Annotated in this window: 24 protein-coding genes; 15 read left to right on the top strand and 9 right to left on the bottom strand. The window is 70.6% G+C overall.

The window, feature by feature from the left end; all coding sequences use genetic code 11:
* Positions 1–94: 94 nt before the first annotated feature.
* Entirely contained in the window at positions 95–2,620 is a 2,526-nt protein-coding gene (locus AB0E90_RS43365; RefSeq protein ID WP_360418177.1) for an ATP-dependent Clp protease ATP-binding subunit, read from the top strand.
* An 18-nt stretch (positions 2,621–2,638) separates the two neighbouring features.
* On the opposite strand, the gene AB0E90_RS43360 is transcribed toward AB0E90_RS43365, so the two are convergent.
* The gene (locus AB0E90_RS43360) at positions 2,639–3,634 is read right to left on the bottom strand and encodes a LysR family transcriptional regulator (protein ID WP_360418176.1); all 996 of its coding nucleotides are present in this window, start codon (positions 3,632–3,634) and stop codon (positions 2,639–2,641) included.
* A 123-nt stretch (positions 3,635–3,757) separates the two neighbouring features.
* Positions 3,758–4,339, bottom strand: a complete 582-nt coding sequence (locus AB0E90_RS43355; RefSeq protein WP_360418175.1) for a hemerythrin domain-containing protein — start codon at positions 4,337–4,339, stop codon at positions 3,758–3,760.
* Positions 4,340–4,393: 54 nt separating this feature from the next.
* Here AB0E90_RS43355 and AB0E90_RS43350 point away from each other — a divergent pair, with 54 nt between their 5' ends.
* A complete protein-coding gene (locus AB0E90_RS43350; RefSeq protein ID WP_360418174.1) occupies positions 4,394–5,701 on the top strand; it encodes a M20/M25/M40 family metallo-hydrolase in 1,308 nt (435 codons plus the stop codon).
* 31 nt (positions 5,702–5,732) lie between these two features.
* Positions 5,733–6,404, top strand: coding sequence for a hypothetical protein (locus AB0E90_RS43345; protein ID WP_360418173.1), 672 nt, complete (start codon positions 5,733–5,735; stop codon positions 6,402–6,404).
* 3 nt (positions 6,405–6,407) lie between these two features.
* On the opposite strand, the gene AB0E90_RS43340 is transcribed toward AB0E90_RS43345, so the two are convergent.
* Both AB0E90_RS43340 and AB0E90_RS43335 read right to left on the bottom strand, forming a co-directional pair.
* Positions 6,408–6,599 carry a DUF5703 family protein gene (locus tag AB0E90_RS43340; RefSeq protein WP_360418172.1) on the bottom strand — a complete coding sequence of 64 codons (192 nt, stop codon included), beginning with the start codon at positions 6,597–6,599 and terminating at the stop codon, positions 6,408–6,410.
* Between the two features lie 34 nt (positions 6,600–6,633).
* Positions 6,634–7,629 carry an aldo/keto reductase gene (locus AB0E90_RS43335; RefSeq protein WP_360418171.1) on the bottom strand — a complete coding sequence of 332 codons (996 nt, stop codon included), beginning with the start codon at positions 7,627–7,629 and terminating at the stop codon, positions 6,634–6,636.
* 133 nt (positions 7,630–7,762) lie between these two features.
* Here AB0E90_RS43335 and AB0E90_RS43330 point away from each other — a divergent pair, with 133 nt between their 5' ends.
* The 8 genes from AB0E90_RS43330 to AB0E90_RS43295 all read left to right on the top strand — a co-directional run bounded on the left by AB0E90_RS43330 (position 7,763) and on the right by AB0E90_RS43295 (position 14,665).
* On the top strand, positions 7,763–8,815 hold the full coding sequence (locus AB0E90_RS43330) for an LLM class F420-dependent oxidoreductase (protein ID WP_360418170.1): 1,053 nt from the start codon (positions 7,763–7,765) through the stop codon (positions 8,813–8,815).
* Positions 8,815–9,498, top strand: coding sequence for a histidine phosphatase family protein (locus tag AB0E90_RS43325; protein ID WP_360418168.1), 684 nt, complete (start codon positions 8,815–8,817; stop codon positions 9,496–9,498). Before AB0E90_RS43330 ends, AB0E90_RS43325 begins: the two co-directional genes overlap by 1 nt.
* 96 nt (positions 9,499–9,594) lie before the next feature.
* Positions 9,595–10,203 (top strand): DUF3090 domain-containing protein, encoded by a 609-nt coding sequence (locus AB0E90_RS43320; protein WP_360418167.1) that lies wholly within the window; start codon positions 9,595–9,597, stop codon positions 10,201–10,203.
* A 20-nt stretch (positions 10,204–10,223) separates the two neighbouring features.
* The gene (locus AB0E90_RS43315; protein WP_360418215.1) at positions 10,224–11,015 is read left to right on the top strand and encodes an SCO1664 family protein; all 792 of its coding nucleotides are present in this window, start codon (positions 10,224–10,226) and stop codon (positions 11,013–11,015) included.
* 151 nt (positions 11,016–11,166) lie between these two features.
* A complete protein-coding gene (locus AB0E90_RS43310) occupies positions 11,167–11,778 on the top strand; it encodes an AAA family ATPase (protein WP_360418166.1) in 612 nt (203 codons plus the stop codon).
* A 507-nt stretch (positions 11,779–12,285) separates the two neighbouring features.
* On the top strand, positions 12,286–13,524 hold the full coding sequence (gene mshC, locus AB0E90_RS43305) for a cysteine--1-D-myo-inosityl 2-amino-2-deoxy-alpha-D-glucopyranoside ligase (RefSeq protein WP_360418165.1): 1,239 nt from the start codon (positions 12,286–12,288) through the stop codon (positions 13,522–13,524).
* A gap of 219 nt (positions 13,525–13,743) precedes the next feature.
* Entirely contained in the window at positions 13,744–13,995 is a 252-nt protein-coding gene (locus tag AB0E90_RS43300) for a hypothetical protein (protein WP_360418164.1), read from the top strand.
* 232 nt (positions 13,996–14,227) lie between these two features.
* Entirely contained in the window at positions 14,228–14,665 is a 438-nt protein-coding gene (locus tag AB0E90_RS43295; RefSeq protein WP_360418163.1) for a HEAT repeat domain-containing protein, read from the top strand.
* Between the two features lie 6 nt (positions 14,666–14,671).
* On the opposite strand, the gene AB0E90_RS43290 is transcribed toward AB0E90_RS43295, so the two are convergent.
* From AB0E90_RS43290 to AB0E90_RS43280, 3 genes are all read right to left on the bottom strand, one after another.
* Complete coding sequence (locus AB0E90_RS43290; protein ID WP_360418162.1) at positions 14,672–15,463, bottom strand: GntR family transcriptional regulator; 792 nt, start codon at positions 15,461–15,463, stop codon at positions 14,672–14,674.
* 76 nt (positions 15,464–15,539) lie between these two features.
* Entirely contained in the window at positions 15,540–16,409 is an 870-nt protein-coding gene (locus AB0E90_RS43285) for a PAC2 family protein (protein ID WP_360418161.1), read from the bottom strand.
* A 207-nt stretch (positions 16,410–16,616) separates the two neighbouring features.
* On the bottom strand, positions 16,617–17,348 hold the full coding sequence (locus AB0E90_RS43280; RefSeq protein ID WP_360418160.1) for a phosphoribosyltransferase family protein: 732 nt from the start codon (positions 17,346–17,348) through the stop codon (positions 16,617–16,619).
* A 28-nt stretch (positions 17,349–17,376) separates the two neighbouring features.
* Here AB0E90_RS43280 and AB0E90_RS43275 point away from each other — a divergent pair, with 28 nt between their 5' ends.
* The gene (locus AB0E90_RS43275) at positions 17,377–18,282 is read left to right on the top strand and encodes a CDP-alcohol phosphatidyltransferase family protein (RefSeq protein ID WP_360418159.1); all 906 of its coding nucleotides are present in this window, start codon (positions 17,377–17,379) and stop codon (positions 18,280–18,282) included.
* On the opposite strand, the gene AB0E90_RS43270 is transcribed toward AB0E90_RS43275, so the two are convergent.
* A complete protein-coding gene (locus AB0E90_RS43270) occupies positions 18,237–18,704 on the bottom strand; it encodes a GNAT family N-acetyltransferase (protein WP_360418158.1) in 468 nt (155 codons plus the stop codon). The genes AB0E90_RS43275 and AB0E90_RS43270 overlap by 46 nt on opposite strands.
* Positions 18,705–18,761: 57 nt before the next feature.
* Here AB0E90_RS43270 and AB0E90_RS43265 point away from each other — a divergent pair, with 57 nt between their 5' ends.
* The 3 genes from AB0E90_RS43265 to AB0E90_RS43255 all read left to right on the top strand — a co-directional run bounded on the left by AB0E90_RS43265 (position 18,762) and on the right by AB0E90_RS43255 (position 21,032).
* Positions 18,762–19,313, top strand: coding sequence for a hypothetical protein (locus AB0E90_RS43265; RefSeq protein ID WP_360418157.1), 552 nt, complete (start codon positions 18,762–18,764; stop codon positions 19,311–19,313).
* Between the two features lie 94 nt (positions 19,314–19,407).
* Positions 19,408–20,316 (top strand): helix-turn-helix domain-containing protein, encoded by a 909-nt coding sequence (locus AB0E90_RS43260; protein ID WP_360418156.1) that lies wholly within the window; start codon positions 19,408–19,410, stop codon positions 20,314–20,316.
* Between the two features lie 11 nt (positions 20,317–20,327).
* Positions 20,328–21,032, top strand: coding sequence for an SDR family oxidoreductase (locus tag AB0E90_RS43255; protein WP_360418155.1), 705 nt, complete (start codon positions 20,328–20,330; stop codon positions 21,030–21,032).
* 104 nt (positions 21,033–21,136) lie between these two features.
* Here AB0E90_RS43255 and AB0E90_RS43250 read toward each other — a convergent pair whose 3' ends face one another.
* On the bottom strand, positions 21,137–21,733 hold the full coding sequence (locus AB0E90_RS43250; RefSeq protein ID WP_360418154.1) for a DUF4190 domain-containing protein: 597 nt from the start codon (positions 21,731–21,733) through the stop codon (positions 21,137–21,139).
* Between the last annotated feature and the right edge of the window lie 38 nt (positions 21,734–21,771).

Genomic DNA, 21,771 nt, shown 5'->3' with positions numbered 1-21,771 from the left:
AAGTTGAGCCTACTCGTGTCAAGTCTTGGGAATTATCCCGTGGACCTTGGCGCTGACCGGGGGGCAACGGACGTACCGAGAGAGAAGAAGACTTATGAGCATCGGACCGATCGGACCGGGTGGACCCGGCAACTGGGACGACCTGTTCTCGCGCTTCTTCGGGGCGGCGGAGCCGCGCCGGCAGCAGCGCATCGACATCACCAAGTACATGAGCGGCGACGCTCGTGAGGTGCTTTCCGCAGCCGCCCGCCGTGCCGCTGAGCTCGCCGACCCGGATCGTGGCATTGCCGATCTGGACACCGACCACCTCCTGTGGGGCGCGCTGCAGCAGGACGCGATGAAGCAGACCGTTCGCCGGGCCGGCGCCGACCCCGAGGCGCTGCTGACCGCGCTGGGCCGCCCGGCCGGGATCCGGGAGAACCCGCCGGACCAGGTGGCGCTGACTCCGCAGGCCAAGCGGGCTCTGCTGGACAGCCTGCAGATCTCCCGGGCGCTGGATTCCTCGTACATCGGGCCGGAGCACATCCTGATGGCGCTCGGCCTCAACCCGGACTCGGCGGCCGGCCGCCTTCTCCAGGGCAAGCTCGACCCGCAGGCGCTCCAGGGCGGCGAACCGCAGCCCGCTGCTCGAACGGCGCCGGCCGGAAACGGCAAAACCCCGACGCTCGAGCAGTACGGCGTGGACCTCACCGAGATGGCCCGCCGCGGCGAGATCGACCCGGTCATCGGCCGGGCCGACGAGATCGAGCAGGCCGTGGAGATCCTGTCCCGGCGCACCAAGAACAACCCGGTGCTGATCGGCGAGGCCGGCGTCGGCAAGACCGCCGTGGTCGAGGGCCTGGCCCAGCGCATCGTGGACGGTGAGGTGCCGCTGACCCTGGAGGGCAAGCGGGTCATCCAGCTCGACCTGGCCGGCCTGGTCGCGGGCACCCGCTACCGGGGCGACTTCGAGGAGCGGATGCGCAAGGTCATCGACGAGATCCAGAACGAGGGCGACGGACTGATCGTCTTCCTCGACGAGATCCACACCCTGGTGGGCGCCGGTGGCGGCGGCGGTGACGGCGGCGGCATGGACGCTTCGAACATGCTGAAGCCGGCCCTCGCCCGCGGGCAGCTGCGGGTGGTCGGCGCGACCACACTCGACGAGTACCGCAAGAACATCGAGAAGGACGCGGCCCTGGCGCGGCGGTTCCAGCCGGTGCTGATCGGCGAGCCGAGCGTCGAGGACACGGTGGCGATCCTGCGTGGGCTTCGCGACAACTACGAGGCACACCATCAGGTACGCATCACCGACGCGGCCCTGGATGCGGCGGCGGAGCTGTCCGACCGCTACATCACCGACCGGTTCCTGCCGGACAAGGCGATCGACCTGATCGACCAGGCCGGCGCGCGGGTCCGTCTGCGGGTGAAGACGCCGTCAGCTGACACGCGTGAGGACGAGCGCGAGCTGGAGCAGTTGTCCCGGGACCGGGACCAGGCGGTGGCCGCCGAGAACTACGAGAAGGCGTCGGAACTGCGCGACCGGATGAACGCTCTGCGCGCCAAGATCGACTCGGCGACGGTTGCCAAGGACGGCATTCCGCAGGTCACCGACGCGGACATCGCCGAGGTGGTCTCCCGGGCCACCGGCATCCCGGTGTCGCAGCTCACCGAGGAGGAGCGGGAGCGCCTGCTGCGCCTCGAGGGGCACCTGCACGACCGGGTGGTCGGCCAGGACGACGCCGTCGAGGCGGTCGCCGAGGCGGTCCGCCGCTCGCGGGCCGGACTGGGCGACCCGAACCGGCCGGTGGGCAGCTTCCTGTTCCTCGGCCCGACCGGGGTCGGCAAGACCGAGCTGGCGCGTTCGCTCGCGGAGGCGCTGTTCGGTGACTCGGACCGGATGATCCGGCTCGACATGAGCGAGTTCCAGGAGCGGCACACCGTGTCGCGGCTGGTCGGCGCGCCTCCCGGTTACGTCGGTTACGACGAGGCCGGGCAGCTCACCGAGGCGGTCCGCCGCCGCCCGTACAGCGTCGTGCTGCTCGACGAGATCGAGAAGGCGCACCCGGACGTGTTCAACATCCTGCTCCAGGTGCTGGACGACGGGCGGCTGACCGACAGCCAGGGCCGGACGGTGTCGTTCAAGAACACCGTGCTGATCATGACGAGCAACATCGGCTCGGACATCATCAGCGGAACGCGGCGCAGCGTCGGGTTCGGGTCGTCGTTCGACGGCGCGGACGCGGAACTGCGGAGCCGGCTCGACAAGCGGCTCAAGGACCAGCTGCGGCCCGAGTTCATCAACCGGATCGACGAGATCATCGTCTTCCGGCAGCTGGAGACCGACCAGTTGCGGCAGATCACCGAGCTGATGCTGCAGGAGACTCGGCGCCGGCTGCACGCGCAGGACGTGACCATGGAGATCAGCACGGACGCGGTGGACTGGCTGGCGGACAAGGGCTTCCAGCCCGAGTTCGGCGCCCGGCCGCTGCGCCGGACCATCCAGCGTGAGCTGGACAACCGGCTGTCGAGGCTGCTGCTCGCCGCCGACCTGGCCCCGGGTCAGACCGTGCGGGTCGAGGTGGCGGACGGCACGCTCAGCTTCGACGTGAGCTCGCCCGCGCCCGCATCGCTCCAGTAAGGCCGGCATCGGCCCCGTTCAGCTCGCGCTGAGCGGGGCCATGTTGTCGGGCACGCCGCCGCCGAGGTGCGGGTATTCCTTCGTCCACTCGACATAGAGCGGATTGCGGGACACGACCTCCTGGTAGGCCTCCTCGGCCATCTCGATCAGCTTGGTCGCGCTGCGGGCGGCCGGCGACTCCGGGTGCCAGCCGAGCACCTGCCGCCAGCGCAGCGGTGCGCCACGCATCGGCCGCGAGGTCAGCCCGGCCGGCGGCCGGAACGTCGGCTGGCACAGGCCGAGCGCCAGCCCCGACTCGACCATGTCGACGCAGCCGCGCACGTCGCTCTCGAGAACCCGGCGCGGGGTGAAGCCGGCCCGGGCGCAGGCCGCCGCGAAGCAGTCGGCGAAGCAGCCGTCGCCGGTGCCGCCCGCCCACTGCTCGTGGGCCAGCTCGGCCAGGTCGACGTCGACGGCCTTGGCGGCCGGGTGGTCGTCGGGCATCAGGACACACACCGCGTCGACCGCGACGGTCTGCCAGACCAGGCCGTAGTCGGCCGAGGGCATGGCGTCGCCGCAGACGCCCACCTGGGCGTAGTCGAGCTTGCCACCCTGCAGCATGGTGGCGAGTTCCTCCACGTAGTACGACGCGTGGGTGGTGATCTGCGCGTCGGGCTGGATCGTGGAGAGCCGGTAGACCATGCCGCCGAGGATCGGGCCGCCGAGCGCCCCGATGCGATAGCGGCTCATCGTGTCCGAACCGGAGGAGCCGGCCAGCCGGGCCGCTTCGTCCTGCAGGCCCTTCATGGCCGGCAGCAGGACCCGGGCGCGGGAGAGGACGAGCTCACCCAGAGCCGTGGGCCGGGCGCCGCGGCGGTCCCGCTCGAACAGTGGTCCGCCGAGAGTGCGTTCGATGCGCTGTAACTGCGCGGTCAAGGCCGGCTGGGCGAGTCCGAGCTGTGACGCTGCCTTGGTCACGCTGCCGGTTTCCGCGATGGCAACGACCACCTTGAGATGCCGCAGCTCCAGGTTCATAGCGTGACGTTAGGTCCTCAAATGCATCGAAGGCTAGCCCTGGAGCCTGCCGAAAGATCCTCCACATGTGACAAAACGGTTACGGAACCGGCTGGTAACCTCACAAAAACCCTTACACGAACCTTACAAATCTCTGAGGTACGTCGTACGTCGAGTCACGACATCCCGCAATTTGTCGGTTACCGCGACGGCCGGGTCGACGATCTTGTTCCACGGCGGGGCGGACGGGGTGCCGGGGTGCGGCCGGGTCGGTGCGGCCTCGGCGGCGGTCTCCACGCGATTTCCGACCCGAATCAAGTCCTCGACCGGAACCATCTGCATGAGCACGGGGAGTAACTCCTCGGCGTCGGCGGCAACGTGCCGTCGCACCGCCTCGGCTACCTCATCGACGGCCGGCTCACCCTTGTCGAGTCGCTGCAGCAGCACGAGCAGGGCGTGGTCCTCGGCCAGTTCCCGGGCCGCGAGATCCTCGCCGCCGGGCACCGCCTTCCGGATGGCCGGATAGAGGTACTGCTCCTCGGCCGACAGGTGCCGGGACAGCTCGGCGATCATGACGCTTTTCAGTTTGGGGGAGTCGGGCTCAGCTTTGAGCAGGTCGCTGAGCTCGATCAGGTCGCGGTGCTGCTGGTTGAGCACGTCGACGACGTTGCGGCCGGTGGTCTCGCCCCCGACCGGGGGAAGCGGAGGAAGATTCAAGGCGGACACGGCCGCCGCGGTACCCGACCGGATGAAATGTCAAACACCTGGTAAGAAGGGGCGATGGAGACCACCGCCGCCGCGGAGGTCACGGACATCTGCCGTGACCTGCTGCGCATCGACACCACCAACACCGGCGATGCCGACACCACGGTCGGGGAACGCGTCGCCGCCGAGTACGTGGCGGCGAAGCTCGACGAGGTCGGCATCACCTACGAGATCCACGAGTCCGCGCCCACCCGGGCCAACCTGATCGCCCGCATCCCCGGCGCCGACCGCAGCCGCGGCGCGCTGCTCGTGCACGGCCACCTCGACGTCGTGCCCGCCGACGCCTCCGAGTGGTCGGTGCCGCCGTTCGCCGGCGAGGAGAAGGACGGCTTCCTGTGGGGCCGCGGCGCGATCGACATGAAGGACTTCGACGCCATGATGCTGGCCGTCGTCCGCGACTGGCAGCGCACCGGCTACGTCCCGCCCCGCGACATCGTGATCGCGTACACGGCCGACGAGGAGGCCGGCATGCAGTTCGGCTCGCAGTTCCTCGTCGAGAAGCACCGCGACCTGCTCGAGGGCTGCACCGAGGCGATCGGCGAGGTCGGCGGCTACTCGTACACGGTGAACGAGAATCTGCGCCTCTATCTGGTGCAGACCGCCGAGAAGGGCCTCGACTGGCTGAAGCTGCACGCCACCGGCCGCCCCGGGCACGGCTCGTTCATCCACGACGACAACGCGGTCACCGACCTCGCCGAGGCCGTCGCCGCCGTCGGCCGGCACCGCTTCCCGATCGTGATCACCCCGACCGTGCGCCGCTTCCTGGAGGAGGTCTCCGACGCGCTCGGCATCGAGCTCGACCCGGACGACCCGGAGCTGGCGGTCTCGAAGCTGGGCCCGATCGCCAACCTGATCGGCGCCACGATCCGCAACACGGCCAACCCGACCCGGCTGGACGCGGGTTACAAGGACAACGTGATCCCGGGCCGGGCGTCCGCCACGATCGACTGCCGCACCCTGCCCGGCCAGGCCGAATCCTTCCTCGCCGAGCTGCGCGAGATCATCGGTCCGGACATCGAGATCGAGCACAAGCACCAGCAGCCGGCCGTCGAGACCGAGTTCGGCGGCGCCCTGGTCGACGCCATGGGCGCGGCCCTGCGGGCGGAGGACCCGGGCGCCCGCACGGTGCCCTATCTGATGTCCGGCGGCACCGACGCGAAGGCGTTCGCGACGCTCGGCATCAACTGTTTCGGGTTCGCGCCGCTGCGCCTGCCCCCGGAGCTCAACTTCGCCGCGCTGTTCCATGGCATCGACGAGCGCGTTCCGGTGGAGGGACTAGAGTTCGGCGTGCGTGTCCTGGACCGCTTGCTCCGAAACAGCTGATTTTGCCGTTTTTCCCGGAAGGACCCGATAGATGACCGACCAGAACGCGGAACTCGATGCCGCCCTCGAAGCGGTCGTCGAGGCCGCCAAGGCGCATCTCGCGGCGGTCAAGGCGGCCGCCGGCCGCATCGACGACGACGACGTCTGGCAGGCGTACGTCAACCTCAACAACGCCTCGTTCGCGTACGACGAGAAGCTGCTCGATGCGTTCGGCGAGGTCACACCGTGGGACGTCGAATCGATCGACCCGGACGAGGCAGACCAGCGCTTCGGCCTGGGCGTGGACGGTTTCGACGCCACCGAGTCGACCGACCCGTACCCTCAGGTGATCTCGGTCCGGCAGCGGCGCGACTACCGCGTGCCCAGCGTCGCGGCCCTGCTGCGGGTGGCTGACGCGGCCCGGCGCAACTCGGTGCCGGAGGACGAGGACGCCGGCGCGGTCGAGTCGGTCGGCGAGGCCGTGCTGGAGCTGCTGCAGGCCGGCGACGGCTCACTCTCGTCGCTTGATGTGCCCGAGCTGGAGCCGCTCGACGGCCTGCTCACCGTGAGCGAGATCGCCGAGCCGCTGGACCTCGAGGCCTACGAGGACTCGGACGGCGACGGACCCTTCGCACCCCGGGAGGGTGACCTTCTGGTGGGCCGCCTCGACGAGCATCCCTTCCTGCCCGATGAGGAAGAGGACCACGCGGGGCACAACCACTAGTTTTTAGTACGACAGTCCCGGCTGGGAGTTGTTCTGCACCCGGCGACGCAGCACCACTTTTCGGGTGCCGTCGCGGAAAAGCTGGACCCGGGCCAACTCCCAGCCGGAGAACTCCGCTTGGATGGCGAGCTGCGCCGCCGCGGTCAACCGATCGACATTTGAAGGCAACCGCAGCGGCGCGTATTCGTAGTCCATGGCCTCTAATATGCGCCGGACGATCGTGCGTCGGCTACCCCTGCCGGCCTGGGTAACCGACACCCTCACGCTCCGGATATCCGACGTCGATGGCCGACACGTCGTCGAGCGCCTGGGCGATTTCGGCGGGCAGGGTCAGCTCCTCGCTCAGCAGCGCGCCCTGTAGCTGCCCGGCGGTGCGGGCGCCCAGAATCGGCGCCGCCACGCCCGGCCGGTCGCGCACCCACGCGATCGCCACCTCGAGCGGCGAGACGCCCAGCCCGGCGGCCGCGGTCACCACCGCCTGCACGATGCTGGAGCTGCGTGGCTCCAGATAGGTCTGCACGAACGCGGCCAGGTGCTCGGTGGCGGCCCGCGAGTCGAGCGGCCGGCCGTTGCGATATTTCCCGGTGAGCACGCCGCGACCGAGCGGTGACCAGGCCAGCAGCCCGAAACCGAGGGCGGCGCCGGCCGGCAGCAGCTCGCGCTCGATGCCGCGTTCCAGCAACGAATACTCCATCTGGGTGGCGACGATCGGGGCCCGGCCCGGGTAGGCGGTCTGCCACGTGGCGGCGCGCACGGTCTGCCAGGCGGCGAAGTTGGAGACGCCGACGTAGCGGACCCGGCCGGACGAGACCGCGTGGTCGAGCGCCGACAGGGTCTCCTCGAGCGGGGTCTGCGGATCGGGCCCGTGCACCTGCCACAGATCGATGTAGTCGGTGCCGAGCCGGCGCAGCGACGTGTCCAGCGAGCGCAGCAGATTGCCCCGAGAGCCGTCACGGCGGCGGTAACCGTGCGGGGTGAGGCCGGCCTTGGTGGCGATGATCACTTCGTCGCGCGGCACCAGATGGTCGAGCAGGGAGCCGATCACCGCCTCGGCGTCGCCGTCGCCGTAGACGTCCGCGGTGTCGATGGTCGTGCCACCGGCCTCGACGAAGATCTTGAGCTGAGCGGCCGCGTCGTCGGGGTCGGTGTCACGGCCCCAGGTCATGGTGCCGAGGGCCAGCCGGGAGACCGCCAGCCCGCTTCGGCCGAGCGGTCGCTGTTGCATGAGTGAACCTTATTCGGACTGTGTCCCCAGGAAAATGCTCAGTCCCAGGTCAACCGGGTCGGTTACCGGACGGAAACTACGCAGCGTGGGTGGATAGGCTCGGTAACAGGATCACCGGCACCTGGAGGACGTTGTGCGGCTCGGAATCAACCTCGGCTATCAGTCGGCGTGGACGACGCCCGCCGATCACCTGGCGATGGCCCAGGAGGCGGATCGGCTCGGCTTCGCGGTGGCCTGGGCGGCCGAGGCGTATGGGTCGGACGCGGTCAGCATGCTCGCCTGGGTGGCCGGCCAGACCCGGCAGATCGACGTCGGCGCGGCCGTCATGCAGATCCCGGCGCGCACCCCGGCGATGACCGCGATGACCGCCGCCACCATCGACGCGCTCTCCGGCGGCCGCTTCCGGCTCGGCCTGGGCGTCTCCGGCCCGCAGGTCTCCGAGGGCTGGCACGGCGTGCGGTTCGCCAAGCCGCTGCAGCGCACCCGGGAATACGTCGACATCGTCAAGATGGCGATCGCCCGCGAGCCGGTCTCCTACCAGGGCGAGTTCCACACGCTGCCGCTTCCCGACGGACCGGGCAAGGCCCTCAAGCTGGGCTTCCGCCCGCCGCGCACGGAGATCCCGATCTACCTGGCCGCGGTCGGCCCGAAGAACCTGGAGCTGGCCGGCGAGATCGCCGACGGCTGGCTGGCGATCTTCTTCGCACCCGACGCCGCCGGCGAGTACCTGCAGCAAATCGAGCGTGGCCGGGCCAAGCGCGGCCTCGGACTGACCGGCTTCGACGTGGCGCCCACCGTGCCGGTCGTGATCGGCGACAACACCGCCTGGTGCGCCGACGTGGTCCGGCCCTACGCGGCGCTCTACGTGGGCGGCATGGGCAGCCGGGAGCAAAACTTCTACAACCAGCTCGCGGTCCGGATGGGTTACGCCGATGCCGCCAAGAAGGTGCAGGACCTCTACCTCAGCGGCCAGAAGGCCGAGGCGGCCGAGGCGATCCCGCAGGAGTTCATCGAGCGCACCTCGATCGTCGGCAACAAGATCCAGGTCAAGGAACGCATCAAGCAGTACGCCGCGGCCGGCGTCGGCACCCTGTCGATCTCGCCGTACGTGGGTGATCTGAAAAGCGGCATCGACACCTTGCGGATCGTCGCCGAGGCGTACGAAGAGTCGGGTGTGGCTCAATAGTGGCTACCGTCCTGCTGCTGCGGCACGGCCGCACGACTGCCAACGCGACCGGTGAGCTGGCCGGCCGCCGCCCGGTCGACCTCGACGAGACCGGCCGCAAACAGGCCGAACGCGCGGGGGAGCGGTTGCGCGCCCTGCCCCTGGCCGCGGTCGTGTCCAGCCCGCTGAAGCGCTGCCGCAACACCGTCGAGATCGTCCTGCCCGCCGCGGAGGTGATCGAGGACGAGGGCCTCACCGAGTGCGGTTACGGCGACTGGGAGGGGCGCCCGCTCAAGGAGCTGAGCAAGGAGCCGCTCTGGCCGGTCGTGCAGCAGCACCCGAGCGCGGCGGTCTTCCCGAACGGCGAGGCGATGTCCGACATGTCGGCCCGGGCCATCGCGACGATCCGCCGCTGGGACGCGAAGATCACCGCCGAGCACGGCCCCGAGGCGCTCTGGCTCGCCTGCTCGCACGGCGATGTGATCAAGGCCATCATCGCCGACGCCCTCGGCCTGCACCTCGACCAGTTCCAGCGGATCGTCGCCGACCCGGCCTCGATCAGCGTGATCCGCTACACCCCGACCCGGCCGTTCGTGGTGCGGGTCAACGAGGGCGGCGACCTGGCCTCCCTCATTCCGCCCAAATCGGCCACCACCGACTCGGACGCCGCGGTCGGCGGAGGGGCCGGGAGCGGCGCTGTGTGACCGGCGTGTTACCCCAGGTGGGTGTTGGTTGCGCCCTCGGCGAACCGGGGCACGCAGGGTGAGCGATCCCGGGAAAGGGTCGATAGGGTTGTTCTCATGAGCCACCAGGTGCACTCGTTCGAGCCGCCCGAGCGGTTCGTGGCCGGGACGGTGGGCGAGCCGGGCGACCGCACGTTCTTCCTCCAGGCCCGCGGCGCCGGGCGGGTGGTCAGCGTCGCCCTGGAGAAGGTCCAGGTGTCGCTCCTCGCCGAAAAGCTCGAGGAGCTCCTAGTCGAGGCCAACAAGCGCTTCGGCGTCGACCTCCCCGACGCCCCGATCCTCGCCGTGCACGACAACGAGCCGCTCGACACCCCGGTCGACGAGGAGTTCCGCGTCGGCACGCTGGGCCTGGCCTTCGACGTCGACAGCGGCACCGTCGTGATCGAGGCGATCGAGGCCGGCGAGGCCGAGGTCGAGATCGAGCTGGGCGAGGCCGACGACGAGGCCGACGAGGCCACCCCCGACGACGATGACGACGACGATGACGAAGAGCCCGACGACGACCTCGACCGCCTGCGGGTCCGCCTGAGCCCCGAGGCCACCCGGGCGTTCATCGACCGCGCCCGCCGCGTCGTGGCCGCCGGCCGCCCACCGTGCCCGCTCTGCGGCCAGCCGCTCGACCCGGCCGGCCACCTCTGCCCCCGGCACAACGGCTACCACCGGTGACCACCGAGCCCGCGGCCGCCCTGGCGGAGAGCGACGCCCTGGAGTTGCTCGCCCGCGGGCAGATCGAGATCGAGGGGCGCCTGGTCGACGCTTCCAACACCACGCTGCGGGCCGAGATCACCCTCGACGGGGTGACCCGCCGCTGCGTGTACAAACCGGTCCGCGGCGAGCGCCCACTCTGGGATTTCCCCGACGGCACTCTGGCCGGCCGCGAGGTCTCGGCCTACCTGGTCTCCCAGGCGACCGGCTGGGGCCTGGTCCCGCCGACGATCCTGCGCGACGGCCCGCTCGGCGTCGGCGCCCTGCAACTGTGGATCGACGAGCCCGACGACGCCGAGTCCCTGATCGGCTTCGTCCCGGCCTACGACGTCCCCCAGGGCTGGATCGCGGTGGCCAACGCCCGCGACGACGACGGCGACGCCTACGCTTTGGCCCACGCCGACGACCCCCGCCTGGCCCGCCTGGCCGTCTTCGACGCGATCATCAACAATGCCGACCGCAAAGGCGGCCACGTCCTTTACCCGGCCACCGGCGCAATCCACGGCGTCGACCACGGCGTGAGCTTCCACGTCGAAAACAAATTGCGCACGGTCCTCTGGGGCTGGACCGGAAAATCGCTGATCGCCGAGGCAACCGAGGTCCTGGCGGCATTGTCAGCCAACCTCGACAGCACGCTGGGCGCAACCCTGGAAGAACACCTGACACTCGCCGAGGTCCAGCACATCCGCCTGCGCGTGCGGCGACTGCAAAGAGCGGGCCGTTTCCCCAAGCCCCCGCAGGATTGGCCGGCCATTCCGTGGCCCCCGGTCTGATTCATAAAATACGGCGTAGCCAAGTCCCGCATTTCCCGCCCGGCTGATCACCGCTCACCCTCCGCGCGCCGCCACCGGGCGGGCCCGGCCCCCACGCCGCTCCCGCAAAAATGGGCGGCCGCCGCCCGGCAGGTCCCGATAACCTCGCGGCGTGCCCGACCCGACATTGCTGTTCATCATCGGCCCACCGGCGGTGGGCAAAATGGCCGTGGGCCACGAAATCTCGGAGCGCACCGGTTTCCCGCTCTTCCACAACCACATGACCATCGAGCCGGTGCTGCGCTTCTTCGAGTTCGGCACGCCGCCGTTCGCCCGCCTGGTCGAGGGCTTCCGGCGAGCCCTGTTCGAGGAGGTAGCGGCCAGCGACCTGCCCGGCCTGATCTTCACCTACGTCTGGGCCTTCGACCTGCCCACCTGCGACGAATCGGTGGAACGCTACGCAACGGCCTTCCGCGCCCGCGGCAGCCGGGTGCTCTTCGTCGAGCTGGAGACCAGCCTGGAGGAGCGCCTACGGCGCAACGAGCACGAGTGGCGCCTGGCCGAAAAGCCGTCGAAGCGCGACATCCCCCGCTCCCGCGAGCTCCTGCTGCAACACGAGGCCGAACACCGCTTCAACTCGACCAACGAGTTCGCCGGCAACCCCGACCACCTACGCCTGGACAACACCAACCTGCTCCCAGCCGAGGCCGCCGACCTGGTCATCACCCACTTCGCCCTGCCACGCAAGGCCCGGCCAGACCCCGCGGGTCGCCCCCGCACGTAGCGCGCCCGGAGGCCGACCAGCCGCGCCCGCCCGGTTGCGGCGAGCGAGCAGCCGTGCCCGGCTCGGTCGGCGGGCTTGGCCGGGTCCGCACGTAGCGCGCCGCCCGGTGGGCGAGCAGCCGTGCCCGGTTCGGTTTGCAGCCTTGGGCCGGGCCCACCCGCAGCGGGCGGGCGGTGGGCGAGCAGCCGTGCCCGGTTCGGTTTGCAGCCTTGGGCCGGGCCCACCCGCAGCGGGCGGGCGGTGGGCGAGCAGTCGCCGACGGTTCGGCCGGCGGCCTTGGGCCGGGCCTGCCTGTGATGGGTGCGCGGAGGGCGAGCGGCCGTGCGCGGCTCGGGTGGTGGGCTTGGGCCGGGCCCGCCCGCAGCGGGCGCGCGGAGGGTGAGTTGCAGGTGGCGGGGCCGGGTGGCGGGGGCCGGCCGGGCCCTCGTACCTCTGCGGGGGTTGTGGGGTGGTGAGGTAAACCTCACGGCTCGGTTTCTGTCGTGGGGGCTCGATAGGCTCCTGACCATGGACGCATGGACCGGGCACGACGTGCCGACTCTGCCGGGGCACGCGGTGGCGCCGCGGCTGTTTGACACGGCTCGCCGGGCGGTGGAGCCGACCGCGCCGGGTGAGACCGCGACGATGTATGTCTGTGGCATCACGCCCTATGACGCGACGCATCTCGGTCATGCGGCCACGATGATCACGTTTGACCTGGTCAACCGGGCGTGGCGGGATGCCGGCTTCGACGTGCGTTATGTGCAGAATGTCACCGACATCGATGACCCGCTGCTCGAGCGCGCCGCCCGTGACGGGGAAGACTGGATCGTGCTCGCTATGCGCGAGACCGCCCTGTTCCGGGAGGACATGGAGGCGCTGCGGATGATTCCGCCGGCGCACTACGTGGGGGCCGTCGAGTCGATCCCGGCCATTGCCGGGCACGTGCGCGAGCTGCTGGCGGCGGGGGCGGCATACACGCTCGACGACGGCACCGGCGACGTCTATTTCTCGGTCGCCGCGGCACCGCGGTTCGGCTACGAGTCGAACCTGGAGCGCGCCGAGATGACCGTCCTGTCGGCCGAGCGGGGCGGCGACCCGGAGCGGCCCGGCAAGCGTGACCCGCTCGATCCGCTGCTGTGGCGCGGCGCGCGTGACGGCGAGCCGGCGTGGGATGGCGGCGATCTCGGTCCGGGGCGGCCGGGCTGGCACATCGAGTGCGCGACCATCGCGCTCGGGCTGCTCGGCGACACGATCGACGTGCAGGGCGGCGGCAACGACCTGCTCTACCCCCACCACGAGTGCTCGGCGGCGCACGCCGAGGTGCTGACCGGGGCGGCGCCGTTCGCGGGGCACTACGTGCACGCCGGCATGATCGGGCTGGACGGCGAGAAGATGTCGAAGTCCAAGGGCAACCTGGTCTTCGTCTCGCGGCTGCGGGGCGACGGCGTCGACCCGATGGCGGTGCGGCTGGGGCTGCTGTCCGGGCACTACCGGGCCGACCGGGAGTGGACCGACGACGTGCTCAAGACGGGCGAGGAGCGGCTTGCCCGGTGGCGGGCGGCGGCCGTGGCCCCGACCGGGCCGTCGGGGGAGGGGCTGCTCGCGGCAGTCCGCGAGAGCCTTGGCAACGACCTCGACACCCCGGCCGTGCTGGCGGTCGTCGACGCCTGGTGCGAGGCGGCCCTGACCGCCACCGGTGACGACGAGTCGGCGCCGGCGCTGATGTCCCGCACGGTGGATGCGCTGCTGGGCATCCGCGTCTGACTCGGCTTTCGAAAGGGACTTTCCGTCGAAACGGGCGCAACAGCGCCCGTTTCGCCTGTGTAGGGGTGGCGGACGGGCACTGTAGCCAGCACGCATCCTTTTCGTGGCGATTTCGGCGAAACTTTATGCGATCGCCGTACTTTTGCCAGAAACAGCCACATTAATCGGGCGAAACAGTCAAGATTTCCTTGGTCATACTTTCGCTCGAAAGGAACTATCATGCGTCGTCCGGTTATGTACCTCGCTGGCCTCCTGCTGGCCACCGGCGCGAGCCTCGCTCTCGCGGGACCCGCCTCCGCCGCCGCGGCCCACCCGGTCAAGTGCCACCACAACCACGGTGCGCAGCTCGGTGACTGGGATGACGAAGGCGACTACTACTCCTACTACAACAGCACCGACATCGACTCGCACGATGTGAAGTGGAGCCTGCTCAGCGGTATCGGCATTCTCGGTATCGGCAGCAACTCCTGAACTGACGCGATTCGGCCGGGGCGCACAGCCCCGGCGTGAAGCGGTAATGCCGGCCTCCCAGGCCGGCGACTGAGACCCGGGGGGCCGCGAGGCTCCCCGGGTCTTCGCCTTTCCGGCCACCCACATCCCGCGGTTCCTCCGTAAGCTCCGGGCATGACGGGAGCGACGACGTGACGGGCGCGACGACGTGACGGGCGCGACGCCGTGACGCTGTTACGGGGGCGGTGAAGCCGTGACGAGCACGCCGAAGCAGCGCATCGAACTCGCCTGCGCGACCCGTGGCGCTCCGGAGGTGGTCGCCGGCTGCCTGGCCCTGATCGGCGGCGGCGACACCGACCCCGAGCTGGTGGAGATCCTCAGCAACCCGGCCGGCCCGCGCTATCTGGACGCGCCGCCGGACCAGCGCTACTGGCTGCGGGTCTGGGGCGTGCGCGGTTTGCGGTGGGCCCTGTGCGCCCCCGACGCCCCCGCCGCGCACGACCCGGACATCGTCGAGGCGCTGCTGAGCGCGCTGGCCGACGAGAGCTGGCGGGTGCGGGAGAACGCCACGAAGGTCGTCGCCCAGCACCGGGTGGATGCCGCTCAACCGGCGATCGCCGCCCTGCTCACCGACGAGATCCCGCGGGTGCGGGCGGCCGCCGCCCGGGCCCTGCGATTGCTGACGAACTGAGGCCGGTCAGGTCAGAGCGAGGCCCGGTCCGGGGTCGGGGGCCGGGACGGGCGCCGGGATGCGGTACTCCTCGGTCAGCGTCGTCATCGGACCCGGCCAGGTCGCCTGGGCCACCTCGATCGGCTTGCGGGTCTCGTCGAAGGCCACGTGCAGCAGGTGCAGCACCGGGGTGTCCGGGCGGATCTGCAGGATCTCGGCCTCGTCCCGGCTGGGCTGGCGGGCGCTGATCGTGTCGGTGGCCGACGTGTAGCGCTTGCCGAGCACCTCCTCGGCCTCCTGGTAGAGCGGGCGGCCGAACGCCTCGGCCCGTTCGAGCGACGTGCCGGACGTCTCCGCCACCCGGAACCAGGAGGCGCCGAGCTCGACGGTCGCGTCGTCGGCGCGCACGAGGTGCCGGCGGACCAGCATCTCGGTGCCGTCGCGCACGCCGAACGCGTCGGCGACCTCCGGGGGAGCGGGCTCGCGGGCCACCGACACCAGCTGCTGCCGATAGCGGGCGGCCAGGTCGGCGTGGTAGCCGCGGTGGGCGCCGTAGCGGCCGCGGGACAGCCGGTTGAGCCGGCGCCGGGTGCCGCGGACGTAGGTGCCGGAGCCGGGCTTGGTGATCAGGACGCCCTCGACGCGCAACTGGTCGACGGTGCGCTGCACGGTCTGCTTGGCCACGCCGAACATCTCGGCCATTGCCGGGATGGACGGCAGCCGCTCGCCGGGCTGCCAGTCGCCACGGCGGATGCGCTCGCGCAGCTGGGCGGCGATCTGGCGGTGCGGGAACTCCGCCGCGCCGGGATTGATCGTCATTACGACCTCCTGACCCCTAGGTTCCTAGGATGCCCTGAAGCCGTGTGACCGGCGCGCCGACACGCCGGGCAACGACCTACCAGGAGCCGGCGGTGGGGCCGGCCGAGCCGCCGCGACGGCGCAGGTATTTCTCGAACTCGCTGGCGATCTCGTCGCCGGTCAGCGGCTGGATGCCCTCGTCGCCGACGCGCTCCTCGAGCTCGCGGACGTACTCGCCGAGCTCGGCGTCCTGCTCGGCGGCGACCCGCACGCGCTTCTCCCACTCGTCCGCCTCTTCGGCCAGGTCGGCCATCGGGACCGGCAGGTCGAGCACGTCCTCCAAGCGGCTGAGCAGGGCCAGCGTCGCCTTCGGACAGGGCGGGTTGTTCGCGTAGTGCGGGACGTGCACCCAGAACGACAGCGCTTCCAGGTCGGCCCGGCCGGCCGCCTCGTGCAGCACCCCGACGATGCCGGTGGGGCCGTCGTACCGGGTCGGGACCACCTTGTACTTGTCGGCGACACCGTTGTCACTGGCCGAGCCGCTGATCGGCAGCGGCCGGGTGTAGGGAACGTCGGCGAGCAGGGCGCCCAGCAGCACGATCCGGGTGACCTCGAGGCTGTGGCAGAGCTCGAGGACCTGGTCGCAGAAGGTGCGCCAGCGCATGCTCGGCTCGATGCCACGGATCAGCACCACGTCGCGGTCGGCGCCCTCGGGGCTGGCCACGGTGAACCGGGTGGTCGGCCACTCGATCTTGCGGGTCTCGCCCTCGCCCATCGTGACCGTGGGCCGGCTCACCTGGAAGTCGTAGAAGTCCTCGGGATCGATGGTCGAGACCTCTCGGGCCTGCCACACCTGCTCGAGGTGTTCCACGGCCGCGGTGGAAGCGTCCGCAGCGTCGTTCCAGCCCTCGAAGGCGACGATTGCCACAGGCGAGCGAAGCAGCGGGAGGCCGTCGAACTCAGTCATAGGTGACAGCCTACGTGCGGTGCGTGTGCGGCACTCAGTGGCCGCGCCGCGCAGCGCGCCCGACCCCCGCTTCCGAGAGCCGGATCACAAGCAAAAATGCGGAGAAAACGGCAGCTTTGGTACGGCGTTGGCTCTCGTTGGTCCGGGCCGCAGCGGGCGGACGGCGCGTACGCCGCACTTCGCGCCAACCGAGTGGCCGGGCGCGCGTCATTGCGGTCGGGGGCCGGGCTGCCTCGTACCATTCGCTGGTTTCATGGCATTTTCGACGATCAGCGCAGTGCATCGCAGATTCCGATATCGCCCCTGGTAGTCGAGTCCGTAACCGACGATCAGGCCGGGGCCGACATCGAAGCCGATGTAGGTGGGGGTGTCGTCGAAGCGCGCCACGTCGGGCTTGCGCAGCAGGGCGCAGACCGCGATCGATCGGGGCGCGCGCTGGGCCAGGTTGCTGATCAGCCAGCTCATGGTGAGGCCGGTGTCGATGACGCCGTCGACGATGATCACGTCGCGTCCGGAAATGTCGACCTCGAGATCTTTCAGGAGGCGGACGGAGCCGGAGGCGCGGTTGCGGGTGGTGTACGACTTGATCGCCATCCAGCCGATCTCGGCCTGGGCCGGGTAGGCCCGCGCGAGATCAACCGTGAAGGTGGCCGCGCCGCCCAGCACGCCGACCATGATCGGGGTCGAGTCGCCATAGCGTTCGTGCAGCTCGGCGGCGAGAGTGTCCACTCGTGCCAGGATCTGTTCCTCGGTGTGAATCACCGCTTCGAGATCCTTCGCTACGTGGCCGGCGTCCACCATGTGCCTCCCGAAGGCGCGAAGAGGTGCCTGTCCGAAGATCCTGCCACGGCCCGGCAATGCCTGGTCGCGACCGCATCCGTCTGGTGGCTTCCCCCAGAATGTCGGCTTCCGGTAAGGTCCGCGCGTTCGAATGTTCACCTTTTCGGCACCCCGGTGGAGTTGTTGCATGGCGCGACGGGTCGCACTCAGCGAGATCCGGTCTCGGACCTACAAGCAGCGAGACGCGTGGTGGACGGTGTGGCTCGTCGACCCGCTCGCCTCGCGGCTGGTCTGGCTGGTGTCGCCGTTCCGGTGGATCACGCCCAACCTGCTGACCGCAGGCGCGTTCGTGATCGGGCTCGGCTCGGCCGCCGCCTTCTGGCAGGCGCGGCACGGCGGCTACGGCTGGCTGCTGTTCGGGGCGGTGCTGTTCCACCTGAGCTTCGTGCTCGACTGCATGGACGGCAAGATCGCCCGGCTCAACGGCACCGGGTCGGTGTTCGGGGCCTGGCTCGACTACGTCTTCGACCGGCTGCGGGTGGCGGCGTGCACGATCGCCCTGTTCGGCGGGCAGTACTCGCACACCCACGACTTCGTCTACATCTGGCTCGGCGGCCTGGTGCTCTTCCTGGACATGTTCCGCTACCTGAACGCCCTGCAGATGGGCAAGGTCAAGGCGGACATGCGGACGTCGCTGGCGGCCGTGCGCGGACCGGAGCCGGCCCCCGTCGCCGAAGCGGCGGCCGAGGCCGAGTCCGCCGATGCCGATGACGTGTTCAGCGACTTCCGCTCGCGGTTCGGGCTCTTCGTCCGGGTGCGGAACGCGCTGTTCGGGCAGCGCATCCGGGCGCACGTGTTCAGCGGCATCGAGTTCATGATGTTCGTGTTCATCGTCGGCCCGGTGGTGAACCTGATCGTCGGGATCACGGTGGTCTCGGCAGTTCTGATGATCGGCTTCGAGCTGCTGCTGATCTACAAGCTGTACTCGGCCACCCGGACGTACGAGCGCAAGATGGCCGCCGCGCCGGTCTTCCCGGCGCAGCACTCTCACAACACGTTGTCCATGAGCGCCACGTCGGTCAGCACGGAGTAACCACTCCGCGCGTACAGCTCGATCGCCCGCACGTTGCTGGTCTCGGTCTGCAGCGACAGCCGGTGCGCGCCGGCCGTGCGTGCCTCGCCCGCCACCAGCGTGAGCAGGCTGCGGGCGAGGCCACGGTTGCGTGCCTCCGGCGCGACGAAGAGATCCCGGACCAGCCAGGCGGTGCGCAGGGTGAGCGCGGCCGGCACGACCGCGATCGAGCAGATGGCGTACGCCTCGACGTCCGTCCCGGCCACATAGATCCGTGTCCGCGCCGACAGCACCTGCTCGAGCAGCCAGTCGGCGACCGCCTCCGGCGCCGGATTGGCCCCGTAGTGCTGCCGGTACTCGTCGAACAGCACGGCGGCCGCGGTGAACAGGGGATCGTCCACCGCGGTGAGCCGTTGCGCCGTGGCGGTCGCCGTCGCGGTCATAGCGTCATAATCCCGGGGATACCGACAAAGGGTTGGATAAACCCGCATAATGCAACCGTGGCGCACATCGACCAAGTCCTCGGACCGGCCGACGACACCGTGACGTTCTTCCAGCCCAGAGCCATGGTGTACGTGACGATGCTGTGGGTGATCGCGGCCGTCTGGGTGGTGAGCCTGGGCCTGCACATCGCGATCCGGCTGGCCGTCGGCGACTCGCTCTCGGGTGACGACCTGGTGATGTACCTGGAGATAGCGCTGATCGTGCCGGTCGTCCTGGCCGCCGCCGTCCTGCTGCTGGCCTGGAAGCGCCTGGGCTGGCTGCACAGCTCGATGCACGGCCTCGACTTCGCCGCGACCGGCCGCAAGCCGGTCCACCTGCCGTGGGCCGGGGTGGCCGCGGTGACGCTGCGCCACTGGGGCCCGTTCACGGAACTGGTCGTCACCCCGGTGGCCGCCGACTTCGCCACGACCGGTGACGGCCCCGGCCGCGCCCCCCGGATGCGCAAGCGGGGCGGCGAGGTCTCCTACCTCGTCGACGTCGGCCTGATGTCGCCCGGCCCCGAGGTCCTGCTGGCCGAGCTGCACCGCCGCCTGCCGACCAAGGTCTGACCCGCCCCGCGCTGCGGTTCCGCCCGGCCGATCGGCTTGACCGGGCCGGCCGGTGCGGTAAGGCTGGCCGGGTGACCGGCGGGTGGAGGCAGCGGTGATCCACTCCGTGCCGGCCCGCGCGGACGCCGCTGGCTGCGAGACGGTCGAGGGCGCTGCGGCGGCGGCGCTGCGGGCGCATGTCCTCGGTTACGGCGGGTTCCGCTCCGCGAGCGGGAACGCCGTGCCGCACCGGCTGCTGCCGATCAGCGTGGCGGCGCTGATCGTGGACTTCGCCGAGGAGAAGGCGGTCGTCACCGGGCCACGCGCGGTCACCACCACGGACGGGCCGACCAGGTGGGGGCAGGGCGTCACGGTCGGGTTGACTCCGGCCGGAGTGACCGCGCTGTTCGGCCTACCGATGCGGGAGCTGGTCGGCCAGACGCTGCGGCTCGACGAGCTGCCGGGCGGCCCGATCGCCGACCTTCCGGAGCGCCTGTCCGGCGCCGCCGACTGGCCGTCCAGGTTCCGGTTGCTCGACGACATTGTGGCTCGCTGCCTTGGCCTGCCGTCCACCCGGCCGGTGCCACCGGCCGCCAGACGGCGCGGCGATGTGGCCGGCGCGCCGCCCGGAGGCAGATGCGGCACGGCGGAAACGGGCCCGACGGGGAGCGCCGGATCGGCCGGGCGTGCCGATGGGCTGGCCATGGCAGCCTGGTCGTCGCTGCAGCGTGCTGACGGCCGGCTTCGCGTCGGGGAGCTGGCGGTGGAGCTCGGGGTGGGGCGGCGCGGGCTGGAGCGGGAGTTCCGGGCGGCGTTCGGGCTCTCGCCGGGTGCGGTGGGGCGGATCGCGCGGTTCCAGCGGGCCGTGCAGCTGATCGGGGCCGGCGTCGGGCTGGCCGAGGTGGCGGCCGACAGCGGCTACGCGGACCAGCCTCATCTGAGCCGGGAGACCCGGGCCATGGCCGGCGTCACGCCCGGCGAGCTGCGCGCATTTGTTCAATACCGGCCGATGGCGACTGCCTAGCCTCGGAGGGCATGACGCTCAGCGGGAAGACAGCGGTCGTTACCGGCGGATCGCGGGGGATCGGCCGGGCCATCGTGCGGCGGCTCGCCGCGGCCGGCGCGCACGTGGTGTTCACCTACGCCCACGACAAGCCGGCGGATCCGGTGCCGGGGACCGTCGGCGTGCGGGCCGACCAGGCCGACCTGGGGAATCTCGGGGCGATCTTCGAGCAGGTCGGCGGCCGGCTCGACATCCTCGTCAACAACGCCGGGGCGGTGTCGCAGACGCCGATCGCGGAGCTGACCGTCGAGGAGATCGACCGGGTGTTCACGGTCAATTTCCGGTTTCCGCTGCTGGCGGTCCAGGCGGCGATCCCCCTGCTGCGCGACGGCGGCCGGATTGTCAACATCTCCACGCTCAACACCGTGGCCGCCGCGCCGGGACTGACCCTCTACTGCGCCAGCAAGGCCGCCCTCGAACAGCTCACCGCGGTCGCGGCCCGGGAACTCGGCCCGCGCGGCATCACCGTCAACACCGTCTCCCCGGGAGCGACCGACACCGACCTGCTGCGCGCGGAGAACACCGAGGAGAGTCTCGCGAAGGGCGCCGAACTGGCCGCGCTGGGCCGGCTGGGCACGCCGGACGACATCGCCGCGGTGGTGGCGTTCCTGGTCTCCGCGGACGGCGGCTGGATCACCGGCCAGAACATCCGCGCCACCGGCGGCCTGCTCGCCTAGGAGACGTCCGAGCCCGACGCCCACGCGAGCTGCCGCCCCAGATCCTGGAAGCCGGTGCCTCAATCACCTTCCGAGGCCCCCTTTTTCAGAAAGCCGGTGTCACCTCAAGGGATGTCGAGGTCGGAGACCTGGAGGACCGGGAGGCCGATGACCTTGGTGTCGGTGACCGTCACCGTGGCCTGGAAATCCTCGTCGTGCTCGATGTCGCCGACCAGCGGGCCGCGCAGAATCACCCGGACGTCGTCGCCGGGTGCGGTCACTGCGGCGATCACGTCGTCGGTCTCGGTGCCGTCGCTGACCGCCCGGCCGGACACGGTGAAGGTCTTGCCGCGCACGGTGGCGGAATCGTGCGCCAGGGCGCTCAGCTCGCTCGATGTGATCAATGGCGCGGACGGCGGGGTCGTCTCGTCGGCGACCTCGGGGTTCACCGTCACCGTGGTGCCGGTGGCCTCGACGGCAACGGCGTCGCCGGCGGTCGGGCCGTCGCCCGGGTTGACCAGGGCGGCCAGGGTGAACACGGCGATCGTGATCCAGATGGCGGAGAGCGTCAGCCCGGCGATCGCCATCCGGCGGCCCTCGCCGGTGCGGTCGGCGCGGCGCAGCGCGAGGAACGAGACGATCAGGCCGAGCGGCCCGCCGAGGATGCTGAGCAACAGACCGACCGGAGCCAGCGGGTTCTTGCCGAACTCCTCGTCGTCCATGCCCCGATGGTGGCACTGCCCCGCCACATGCGACTCCG

It is taken from the genome of Actinoplanes sp. NPDC026619 (assembly GCF_040638295.1).
Taxonomy (GTDB): Bacteria; Actinomycetota; Actinomycetes; order Mycobacteriales; family Micromonosporaceae; genus Actinoplanes.
This window is presented reverse-complemented; position numbering and strand designations above follow the sequence as displayed.